Annotated in this window: 10 protein-coding genes; 6 read left to right on the forward strand and 4 right to left on the reverse strand. The window is 64.1% G+C overall.

From position 1 onward, the window contains the following. Window positions 1-25: 25 nt before the first annotated feature. Window positions 26-466 carry a DUF2214 family protein gene (locus tag ACNPAA_RS16765; RefSeq protein WP_029314852.1) on the forward strand — a complete coding sequence of 147 codons (441 nt, stop codon included), beginning with the start codon at window positions 26-28 and terminating at the stop codon, window positions 464-466. A gap of 109 nt (window positions 467-575) precedes the next feature. Next, a complete protein-coding gene (locus tag ACNPAA_RS16770) occupies window positions 576-1,475 on the forward strand; it encodes a DMT family transporter (RefSeq protein WP_319902893.1) in 900 nt (299 codons plus the stop codon). A 69-nt stretch (window positions 1,476-1,544) separates the two neighbouring features. Here the strand turns inward: ACNPAA_RS16770 and ACNPAA_RS16775 are convergent, their stop codons facing one another. Together ACNPAA_RS16775 and ACNPAA_RS16780 are read right to left on the reverse strand one after the other, a co-directional pair. Further along, on the reverse strand, window positions 1,545-2,402 hold the full coding sequence (locus tag ACNPAA_RS16775; protein WP_417891882.1) for an AraC family transcriptional regulator: 858 nt from the start codon (window positions 2,400-2,402) through the stop codon (window positions 1,545-1,547). After that, window positions 2,399-2,884 carry a GNAT family N-acetyltransferase gene (locus tag ACNPAA_RS16780; RefSeq protein WP_171865664.1) on the reverse strand — a complete coding sequence of 162 codons (486 nt, stop codon included), beginning with the start codon at window positions 2,882-2,884 and terminating at the stop codon, window positions 2,399-2,401. Before ACNPAA_RS16780 ends, ACNPAA_RS16775 begins: the two co-directional genes overlap by 4 nt. A 159-nt stretch (window positions 2,885-3,043) precedes the next feature. Between ACNPAA_RS16780 and ACNPAA_RS16785 the strand changes: the two genes are divergently transcribed. Continuing rightward, complete coding sequence (locus ACNPAA_RS16785; RefSeq protein ID WP_171865665.1) at window positions 3,044-4,492, forward strand: catalase; 1,449 nt, start codon at window positions 3,044-3,046, stop codon at window positions 4,490-4,492. 900 nt (window positions 4,493-5,392) lie between these two features. Here ACNPAA_RS16785 and ACNPAA_RS16790 read toward each other — a convergent pair. Continuing rightward, entirely contained in the window at window positions 5,393-5,710 is a 318-nt protein-coding gene (locus tag ACNPAA_RS16790) for a DUF1496 domain-containing protein (protein ID WP_039040821.1), read from the reverse strand. 219 nt (window positions 5,711-5,929) lie between these two features. Between ACNPAA_RS16790 and ACNPAA_RS16795 the strand changes: the two genes are divergently transcribed. After that, the gene (locus tag ACNPAA_RS16795) at window positions 5,930-7,270 is read left to right on the forward strand and encodes a hypothetical protein (RefSeq protein WP_319899994.1); all 1,341 of its coding nucleotides are present in this window, start codon (window positions 5,930-5,932) and stop codon (window positions 7,268-7,270) included. 79 nt (window positions 7,271-7,349) lie between these two features. On the opposite strand, the gene ACNPAA_RS16800 is transcribed toward ACNPAA_RS16795, so the two are convergent. Further along, window positions 7,350-7,727, reverse strand: coding sequence for a hypothetical protein (locus ACNPAA_RS16800; RefSeq protein WP_010675931.1), 378 nt, complete (start codon window positions 7,725-7,727; stop codon window positions 7,350-7,352). 172 nt (window positions 7,728-7,899) lie between these two features. Here ACNPAA_RS16800 and ACNPAA_RS16805 point away from each other — a divergent pair, with 172 nt between their 5' ends. Further along, window positions 7,900-9,276 (forward strand): bifunctional NUDIX hydrolase/phosphatase PAP2 family protein, encoded by a 1,377-nt coding sequence (locus ACNPAA_RS16805; RefSeq protein WP_270835866.1) that lies wholly within the window; start codon window positions 7,900-7,902, stop codon window positions 9,274-9,276. A 9-nt stretch (window positions 9,277-9,285) separates the two neighbouring features. Then, window positions 9,286-10,371 carry an AI-2E family transporter YdiK gene (gene ydiK / locus ACNPAA_RS16810; RefSeq protein ID WP_201872473.1) on the forward strand — a complete coding sequence of 362 codons (1,086 nt, stop codon included), beginning with the start codon at window positions 9,286-9,288 and terminating at the stop codon, window positions 10,369-10,371. Window positions 10,372-10,796: the final 425 nt, after the last annotated feature.

Genomic DNA, 10,796 nt, shown 5'->3' on the forward strand with positions numbered 1-10,796 from the left:
GGCCAACGAGAAGGAACTGGCCTGGATGTTGAAACCGGAACTGCTGACTGCCCTCCATTACTGCGCCGTGATCACCCTGACCGGTGCCATCACCTCGGAGTATTTCCTGTTCCGGCGCGGCATGTCCATCGAGCAGGTGCGCAAGCTGCTGCTGGCTGACAGCCTGGCCGCCCTGGCCCTGCTGCTCATCTTCATCACGGGCGTGCTGCTGGTGGTCGCCCATCCCCAGCCACCGGCCATCCTGTTTGCCAATCCGGGTTACCGCACCAAGCTGCTGATGTTCTTCGCCATGGCCATCAGCTTTGGCTATCCCAGCCGGCTGTTCCACCACTGGCGCCGATCCTTGCGCCAGGGACGGGCTCCCCTTGTCTCCACCCAGCAGCAGTTCTGGGTGATCTGGATCCTTAGGGGCAACCTGCTGCTGCTCGCCCTGCTGCCCCTGCTCGCCAAGCTGGCCAGCCGCTGATCCTGCCCTCGCCCGGCAACAAATGGCTGACGACAAACGCCCCTTCTCGCAGGTATCGTAATGGCGGGGCCCGAGTGCCGCCGAGACTCTTTCTCAGGGATGATTCCGTATGCGTTCAAACATGATGTTATTGATGGCCGCCGCCATCTGGGGGCTGGGCTTCGTCGCCCAGCGTCTGGGGATGGATCACATGGAGCCCTTCACCTTCAACGGCCTGCGCTTCCTGCTGGGCGCCCTCTCCCTGCTGCCGCTCTTGTGGTGGCTCAAGTCACGCCAGCCGCCCCAGCCTGCCGGTGATCACCGCCTGCTGCTGACCGGGGGCCTCATCGCCGGCACCGTGCTCTTCTCCGCCGCCTCCCTGCAACAGGTGGGGCTGCTCTACACCACGGCCGCCAAGGCGGGCTTCATCACCGGCCTCTACATCATCCTGGTCCCCGTCATCGGCCTGGCCCTGCGCCACAAGACCGGGGCCAACACCTGGGTAGGCGCCCTCATCGCCATGGCCGGGCTTTACTACCTCAGCGTCACCGAGGAGTTCACCATCGGCTACGGCGATCTGCTGCAAGTGATCGGGGCCCTGTTCTGGGCCGTGCATCTGCTGGTGCTGGATCACTACTCGAACCGGGTCGCCCCCATTCGCCTTGCCGGGGTGCAGTTCGTGGTGTGCGGCCTGCTCAGCCTGGCCACGGCCTTCGTCATCGAGACCCCGACGGCGAGTGGTGCCGTGGCGGGCTGGCAGGCGCTGCTCTACGCCGGTCTGGTCTCGGTCGGCATCGGCTATACCCTGCAGGTGGTGGGGCAGCGCGGTGCCCATCCGGCCCATGCCGCCATCATCCTCAGCCTGGAGACGGTGTTCGCCGCCATCGGCGGTGTCCTGCTGCTGGGGGAACATCTGGACGAACGGGCCGTGGTCGGCTGCGCCCTGATGCTGGCGGGGATGCTCATCTCCCAGATCCGCCTGCGCTGGTGGTGGAAGTCCCGCCGCAACAAGGTGCCCAGCCAGTCCTGATATCTGCTGTAGTCATTGGTCCCAAATAAAACGAGGCGCCCTTGGGCGCCTCGTTTTATTGCCGCCTGCCTAGCGCACGCTGGAGCAGAAGCTCACGTCATCGCGCAGGGGGTCATTGCTCACGCAGTGATAGAGCTCGAAGCAGGGGCCGTCCCCAAAGGCGAGCCCGGCCGCGACGATATCGCCGATGTGCTCCTGCCAGCGCTCCCCGTACTGGCTGCGATCCGTGATGAGATAGCGGGACTGGGCGTAGCGCCCGGCGGGGATGAGCTGGGTCTCCACCTCCCCCGCCCCCAGGGTACCCACCGGCACGCTGATACCGATATCGGTGCGGCACTGGGCCGGCGGCGTCACCTCGGGGTTGTCGTGGTAGATGAAGATCCACTCTCCCCCTTCCAGGCCACGGGGCGCGGCCCACTGGTGAAGGCGATGGCAGACGGCGTCATACCCTTCGCCATAGGGGCCGGTCACGCGGATATAGGCCAGGGTGCGGGCGTCCATCTCGACGGTGTTCATGGTGTTGCTCCTTGCTGATGAGTGGCCTTCAGCATAAGGGAGTGCCCCTTGCCATGCGTGTCCTTCCTTGCGATCCAGGTGTCCGTTCTTGCCCTTGTCGCGGCGAAACGCCCCCGGGGTGCAACCATAGTGACGGCGAAACGCCTTGGCGAAAGCCTGGGAGCTGCCAAGCCCCGCCCCCAGGGCGATGGCGGTGACGCTGGCATCGGTGTAGCAGAGCTGCCAGGCCGCCCGCTGCATCCGCAGGCGGCGGCACATCTCGCCGGGGGCCTCCCCCACCACGGCGGTGAATACCCGGTGGAAGTGGTAGAGGGAGAGGCAGGCGCGACTCGCCAGCGCCTCGATGGAGAGATCCGGATCCTGCTCCAGTGCCCGCAGCACCGGCGTCAGGCGCTCGCGATAGTCGATCATCGGCGCACCCTGGCCATATAGAACACATCCACATAGCGCCCCTGCCGGAAGGCATAGTCGCGGGCCCGCCCCTCTTCCACAAAGCCGAACTTGCGATAAAGCGCCAACGCAGCTTCGTTATCGACGAAAACCGTCAGTTCAATCCGATGCAGGTTGAGCCAGTTATCGGCCAGATCCAGTGCCGCAGCCATCAGTGCGGAGCCAACCCCCTTGCCAGCCCAGTCATCACGCACCCCCATGCCAATACCTGCCACATGTTTGCGTCTGGGATTGGGCTCCACATGCAATGCTATCTGGCCCACCAGCCCCCCATCTACCTCCGCCACCAAGGCGACCACATCACTGTTCTCCAACCGCTTCTGCCACTGGCTAAGGGGAGGCGTGGGCAGGTGCAGAGTGCCCGCCTGAGCATTAGGCAGGGCGTAGAGATCCCGCAAGGCGGGGGCATCGGTGGGTTCGGCATGACGGATAGTAATCTGCATATGAGGCTCCTTCTCGAAACCCCCATCATGCAATATCCGGCGCCATTACACATCCCCCCGCACCCATTCGTCTTACCTATCAAAGGGCTAGGAAAGGCCCATTGGCCCGTCACTGTGCAGATCCGTAGGCTGACCCCCTATCAACAAGGAGAGACATCCATGACCGACAAGACCCTGCGCAGCGCCAACGGCGCCCCCGTCGTCGACAACAACAACAGCCTCACCGCCGGCCCCCGCGGCCCCGTCCTGATGCAAGACATCTGGTTGATGGAGAAACTCGCCCACTTCGACCGCGAGCGCATTCCCGAGCGGGTGGTGCACGCCAAGGGCTCGGGCGCCTACGGCACCTTCACCGTGACCCACGACATCAGCGCCTTCAGCAAGGCCGACCTGTTCAACGCCGTCGGCAAGCAGACCCCGGTGTTCCTGCGCTTCTCCACCGTGGCAGGTGAGAAGGGCGCCGCCGACGCCGAGCGGGACGTGCGCGGCTTCGCCCTCAAGTTCTACACCGAGCAGGGCAACTGGGATCTGGTGGGCAACAACACCCCGGTGTTCTTCATTCGCGATCCCCTGAAATTCCCCGACTTCATCCACACCCAGAAGCGGGATCCCCGCACCAACCTGCGCAGCGCCACCGCGGCCTGGGACTTCTGGTCACGCCACCCGGAATCCCTGCATCAGGTCACCATCCTCTTCAGCGATCGCGGCATTCCCAGGAGCCTGCGGGAGATGAACGGCTACGGCAGCCACACCTTCAGCTTCATCAACGACGCGAACGAGCGCTTCTGGGTCAAGTTCCACTTCAAGACCGAGCAGGGCCACCGCTTCTACACCGATGAAGAGGCGGCCACCGCCGTCGGTCAGGACAGAGAGACCAGCCAGGCAGATCTGTTCAACGCCATCGAGCGGGGGGACTTCCCGCGCTGGAAGGTCTATGTGCAGGTGATGCCAGAGGCCGAGGCCCAGACCTACTCGATCCACCCGTTCGACCTCACCAAGGTGTGGCCCCACAAGGACTACCCGCTCATCCCGGTGGGCCTGCTGGAACTCAACCAGAACCCGGACAACTACTTCGCCCACGTGGAGCAGGCCGCCTTCACCCCGGCCAACGTGGTGCCCGGCATCGGCTTCTCGCCGGATCGCATGTTGCAGGGGCGGCTCTTCTCCTACGGTGACACCCAGCGCTATCGCCTCGGCGTCAACCACGGCCTGCTGCCGGTCAACGCCCCGCGCTGCCCGTTCCACCACGGCGCCCACCGCGACGGCGCCATGCGGGCGGACAGCAACGGTGGCGCCAGCCCCAACTACCAACCGAACCGCTTCGGCACCCAGCAGCCGAGCGAGCAGCACGAATCGGCCCTGAGCCTGGAAGGGGCTGCCCTGCACTACGATTTTCGTGACCATGACAGCGACTACTACAGCCAGCCGGGGGATCTCTTCCGCCTGATGGACGAGGGGCAGCGTGCCCGCCTCGCCGCCAACCTGGCCCGCTCCCTCATCAATGTGGAGGATGACGCCATCGTCGCGGCCCAGCTCAGGCACTTCGAGCAGGCCGACCCCGAGTACGCCAAACGGGTCGAGCTGGCCCTGGCCGCCCTGCAACGCTGAGTCGCAGGCAGCCAACCTCTGCAAAAGCAAAACGGGGGCCTGATGGCCCCCGTTCTCGCATGACGATCTTGATGAATGAAAAACGCAGCCCAGGGCTCCGTTTTTCCATGCCGTATCCATCCCGGAAGCAGCGCCCTCGCGCTTCCCTCCCTTGCCAACAAGGGTTTGTACCGCCAGCTCATGGCGGCAACGACGTTGTGCACTGGCAGAGCGGCACCATTATCCACCTGTGGTAATAAACCTGTCTGTGGTAATGCACTTTTAGTCACCAATAAAAACGGAGCCCGAGGCTCCGCTTTTCAATGCCGTATCCATCCCGGCCGCTGCGCCCTCACGCGCTTCCCGTACCCTTGCCAACAAGGGTTTGTACCGCCAGCTCACGACGGCAACGACGTTGTGCACAGGCAGAACGGCACCATTATCCACCTGTGGTAATAAATCTGCCTGCGGTAATGCACTTATATTCACCAATAAAAACGGAGCCCGAGGCTCCGTTCTTCCATGCCGTATCCATCCCGGACGCAGCGCCCTCGCGCTCTTCCCGCTCCTTTGCCAACAAGGGTTTGTACCGCCAGCTCACGACGGCAACGACGTTGTGCACTGGCAGAGCGGCACCATTGTCCACCTCTGGTAATAAACCTGCCTGCGGTAATGCACGTTTAGTCACCAATAAAAACGGAGCCCGAGGCTCCGTTTTTCAATGCAGTATCAATCCCGGACGGAACGCGCTTCGCGCTCTTCCCGCTCCCTTGCCAACAAGCGTTTGTACCACCAGCTACTGCGACGACGTTGTGCATTGGAAGAGCGACGAGCCATTGCTTAGATCCCAGTCAAGAGAAGAAAGAGCCGCATTATGCGATAGAGATCACGCCCGTGTCTGTAGCTGGATCAAGAAAAGGCTCACTGGCCCACCCGGATCGTCCGCTGGTTGCCCTCCGGTTCACCACTCTGTGACGGCGTCGTCACCTCTCGCCAGATCAGGGGACCATTGGTCTCCATCGCCTGTTGCGGCGCGCACTCCAGCCAGAGCTCCCCCTGCTGGATACGGGCCCCCTGGGAGTATTTCTGATCCTGATACCAGCACACCCGCTCGGGCAGCGAACCAAGGGGCAGCACCAGCTCGGTGCCCACCGAGTGGCTGAGGGTGTTGGACGCCGGGGCGGCCAACGCGGGGAAGAGCCAGCCAAGGGCCAGCAGACAACCTGCACAACGGATCATGGGAATTCCTGTCACGGGGGAGTGAAAGTGTAGAGCGACCAGCAGAGCCCTCGACTTGACCAATAAATGTCGGCTCATCTGGCATTCCGGAAGCAATATGATAGCCTGCCTGCGCCCGCAAAGGCCTGTCAGGGCTCTGCCGTGGGCCCCCACCGGCATCGCCGGGATGCGGTAATGAATAACCCTTAATAATCAGATAATTAACTGGATATGTTGTCAATGCGTATCATGCCGTTGCTCAAGGCTGCCTGCCTGAGCCTGATGTTGTCCGCCTGTGTCGCCCCCCTGCTGATGATGAGCCCCACCAGCCAGCTGATGTGGGCCCTGCTCAAGCCGCTGGTCGGTTTCGATCCGAACGAGGCCAACCTGTTCGAGCAACCGCTGATCAAGGACAGAATGACCGCCATGCTGGGGCCCAACTACGAGAGCACCATGCAACTGCTCAAGACCGCCGACGAGCTGCAACAGGAGGGACCGCTCTTTTACGTGGTCTCCCGCTACGCCCCGGTGCCGGATGTGGCCAAGCAGGCCGGCATGGTCTGGAACGCCGACACCAACCAGCTCGCCGTCATGGTGCAAAAAGGTGACGGGGCGACCCAAGTCTTCGGGGAAAACCTGACGGCCGCCACCCCGACCTGGCCCAGCGCCATGCAGGGCTGGCAGCCCCAGGCCACCCCGGCCGCCACGGCCCTGACCGGTGCCGGTCAGGGGCTCACGGGCGCTGGCAGTTCTCTGCTGGGCACCATGATGGGGGGCCTGCAACAGAGCGCCAGCAAGGCCCTGTCCGACTCCACCAGACAGGTGATCGGCAGTGCCGCCACCACGGCACAGCAACAAGCCACCAAGGCGGTGAGCGGCAGCGCCAAGCAGGCCGTCAGCAGCGCCGCAACCACGGCGCAGCAACAAGCCACCAAGGCGGTGAGCGACAGCGCCAAGCAGGCCGTCAGCAGCGCCACCACCATCAGCGCCTCAACCACGGCGCAGCAGCAAGCCGCCAAGGCGGTGAGTGACACCGCCAAGCAGGCCACCATCAGTGCCGCCACCACGGCGCAGCAGCAAGCCACCAAGGCGGTGAGTGACACCGCCAAGCAGGCCGTCAGCAGCGCCACCGCCATCAGTGCCGCGACCACAACGCAGCAGCAAGCCGCCAAGGCGGTGAGCGACAGCGCCAAGCAGGCCGTCAGCAGCGCCGCAACCACGGCACAGCAGCAAACCGCCAAGGCAGCGAGTGAGAGCGTCAAGCAGGCCGCCAGCAGCGCAGCAACCATCCGTGCCGCAACCACAGTGCAGCAGCAAGCCGCCAAGGCAGTGAGCGACAGCGCCAAGCAGGCCGCCAGCAGCGCAGCGACCATCAGTGCTGCAACCACAGCGCAACAACAAGCCGCCAAGGCGGTGAGCGACAGCGCCAAGCAAGCTGCCATCAGTGCCGCGACCAGTGCACAGCAGCAAGCGGCCAAGGCGGTGCAGCAACAGGGCGAGAAGCTGGAAGCGACTTCCGGCACCCTGAGCGATCAGGCCAGGGCGGATGCCGAAGCGGAGCTGGAAAAACTGCTTAACTGACTTTTTAAGCGTCATGCCACCATAAAAACAGGCCATCACATGATGGCCTGTTGTTTATCTGACCCGTAGCAGGGGAAGATCAGAAATGGCGGTCCTGCTCGGTGGGCTTGGCACCCTTCTCTTCGCTGTGCTCGATGGCGGTGCGGATAAGGTCGACGCCGGCCCGGATGATCAGCACCCCCATGTTGACCAGCTTGACGCAGACCCACATGAAGGTGATGAGCAGGATCAGCTTGAGCACCGTCTGGAATGCCTCCAGGAAGTTCTGCTCCAGCTGGGCGGTGAGCCCGTTGGCGCTGCTCATCAGCCAGGTGTACACCTCGCGCACGAAGGGGATCCGGCTCGGCATCTCCAGCACGTCCAGCGCCGCAGGCAGGGCCTGGAAGATGACGATGCTGCCAAACAGTATCAGGATGACGCCGATGGCAATCCCCAGAAAGAAACCGAACTGTCGCATGAAGAGCCCCACAATGTAGTGAATGAGAAGAACAATAGCCGCCAATACTAGGGACTGCCCGCGCAGACGGCAATCCTTGCGTCCCCCACAGGGTCGGTGCCCCCTGCAAGCCATTGCCCGGCCGTCTGATTTCTGTGACCCTTATCCCCACTCCTTGCCCCTGGGTGTCATCATGTTTCGAGTCGTCTTCTGCCTGCTGCTGTTGCTGGGCGGTGCCCTGCCCGCCTCCCGCGCCGAATCCCCTCCCTCTGCGGCCGCCTGCGTGATCCGCCACCAGCAAGGGATCCTGCTGGTGCAGGACAGGCTCTCCTCGCGCTACAGCCTGAGCGGCGGTTACATCGACAGGGGGGAGACCCCGGAGCAGGCGGCCCTGCGCGAGCTGTTCGAGGAGACCGGCCTGCAGGGTCGCGTCACCGGCGAGCTGGGGCGCTGGCAACGGGCCAGGGTGTTCGCCTGCCAGACCCTGGAGCACCTGCGGGTCCAGCGAGGGACGGGGTTTGTCTCCCTGCTCCAGGCCCCGGATCTCGGTGGCGAGATCCTGAACGCCAGGCTGATCGCGGCCGCCGACCTGCCCCCTGCCCAGCGTCGCTTCCCGGCGCAGCTCGACTGGATAGCCCCGAGGCTGGCCGAGGTGCCCGAAAGCCAGGTGCTGTGGGTGACGGATTTCAGCGACGCGGCCAGTGCGCTGCACCGCGCCGAGTTGCCGCTGATCCAGCGCCTGCAACGGTGGCTAGGGCCGGATGTGCTCTGGCCAAGGGCGGGCAATCTGCTGGGCTCGGCCCCCTTCCAGCTGGCGCTGCTGCCCTTGCTGCTGCCCCTGCTCGGCTGGTCCAGGCTGCGCCACCTGCTGTTTGCCATGGTGCTGCTCACCCTGGTGGTGAACCTGCTCAAGGCGGGCATCGGCTGGCCCAGGCCCTTCCACCTGCAACCCGAGCTGGCCCGCCAGAGTGCCCAGGGCTTCGGCATGCCGAGCGGTCACACCGCCTCGACCCTGCTCTACTGGGGCCTGCTGCTTGGCTGGCTGCCGGCGCTGCGGGCCTGGCAGGGGGCCCTGCTGGCCCTGTTGCTGGCCGGCGTGGCCGGGCTGGCCCGGGTCTGGCTGGGGGTCCACTTCCTCTCGGATGTGGTGGCCGGCCTTGCCCTGGGGGCCCTGCTGCTGGCACTGCGCGCCCCGCTGGCGAAGCTGGCGGCACGCCCGCTCCCCTGGGCCGGGCTGCTCATCGCCAGCGCCCTCTCGGCCTGGCTCACCCAGTCCACCGCCCTGGCCGGGCTTGCCATGTTCACCCTGGGGCTGGTATCGGGTAATCTGCTATCACTCGAACGGAGCCCCACCCCCGCCCTGCCCGCCGCGCTGCTGACCCTGGCAGGGGGGCTGGTCGTGGCAGGGCTCCTGTTCCTGGTGCCCGCGCTCACCAGCAGCTCTCTGCTGATCCTCGCGGGACAAGGGTGGCTCTTTGGCTGCCTGGGGTTCTGGCTCAGCGCCGGGCTCTGGTGGTCGTTGTCCGCTATCCGTCACGGTGCCCGAACCGGGCGCTCAACCCCTCGTTAAGGGAATGCCATGAATATGAAAAAAGTGGATTTGGCCAAGATCACCCTGGGCTTGCTGTTCCTCAGCCTGCTCATCATCTCGTGCTTCATGGTCTTGCGCCCCTTCCTGCCCGCCCTGGTGTGGTCCACCATGATCACCATCGCCACCTGGCCCCTGATGCAGATGGCCCAGCGCCTGCTGTGGGGCAAGCGCACCCTGGCGGCGTTGCTGATGACCAGCATCTTGCTGCTCATCTTCGTCATTCCCCTCTTCATGACGCTGGCCAACGTGGCGGAGAAGGCCCCCATGCTCATCGAGCTGGGCACCGAGCTCAGCCAATCTCCGCCCCCCGAGCTGCTCTGGTTGCAGCAAGTCCCCCTGGTGGGCGACAAGCTCTATGAGTTCTGGCAGCAGATCCTCGCGAGCGGCGGCCAGGTGCTGTTCACCAAGCTGGCCCCCTACTTCGGCCAGACCGCCCGCTGGCTGGCGGCCCAGGCGGGCAACCTCGGCCTGCTGTTCGTCCACTTCCTGCTGACCGTGGCCATCTGCGGCCTGCTCTACCACTCGGGGGAGAAGGCGGCAGAAGGCATTCGCCGCTTCGCCCACCGTCTGGCGGGCCAGCGCGGTGACAATGCGGTGGTGCTCGCCTCCCAGGCCATCCGCGCCGTCGCCATGGGGGTGGTAGTGACCGCCCTGGTGCAATCCTCGGTGGCAGGCCTGGGCCTGCTCATCGCCGGCATTCCCTATGTCATGGTGCTGGTGGTGCTGATGTTCCTGCTGATCGTCGCCCAGATAGGCCCCTTCCCGGTGCTGCTGGCCAGCGTCGGCTACCTCTACTGGAGCGGGGACACCACCTGGGGCACCTTCCTGCTGGTCTGGTCCCTGCTGGCGGGCACCATGGACAACTTCCTGCGCCCCTTCCTGATCAAGCGCGGGGCCGACCTGCCGCTGATCCTCATTCTGGTGGGGGTCATCGGCGGCCTGCTGGCGCTGGGGATCATCGGTCTCTTCATCGGCCCCGTGGTGCTGGCGGTGGGCTACACCCTGCTGGATGCCTGGATCAAGGAAGATGACCAACCGGCAGCGGCCGCGGTTGAACCACCCAAGGCCGAGTGACGATTCAGTAACAGCCATCCATCGCTGATACCAGGAGCCGCCCACAAGGGCGGCTCTTTTGGCTATTGCCGTCCCATGCAGCTTCGATTGGCGAAGCGTGATCGGATGATCGAGATGCCGCTGTTCCGGTATTTCCGTGAGTCAGCGGCATCTGTCAGAGGAGAAATATGGATAGCCGTTATAGCGGGAGAATTGATTTACGCGAACGTCCGATTACGCCTTACGGCTAATCAAACCTACGGGCTGGAGCGAAGCGTAAGCCTGTCCCATCGGAACGAAGTAAAGCGTTTTTGAAGGCATTGTTAGGGAAGGTGCGAATAAGCGGGGAAATTCTTCTCGGCTGACTCAGTCATTTCATTTCTTCATGTTTGAGCCGATTTTTTCTCCCGTAAATGCCTTGAATCAGCCTATTTAGACCGTTTCTT

It is taken from the genome of Aeromonas sp. PS2Canimalfood6 (assembly GCF_048276795.1).
Classification (GTDB): Bacteria; Pseudomonadota; Gammaproteobacteria; order Enterobacterales; family Aeromonadaceae; genus Aeromonas; species Aeromonas caviae.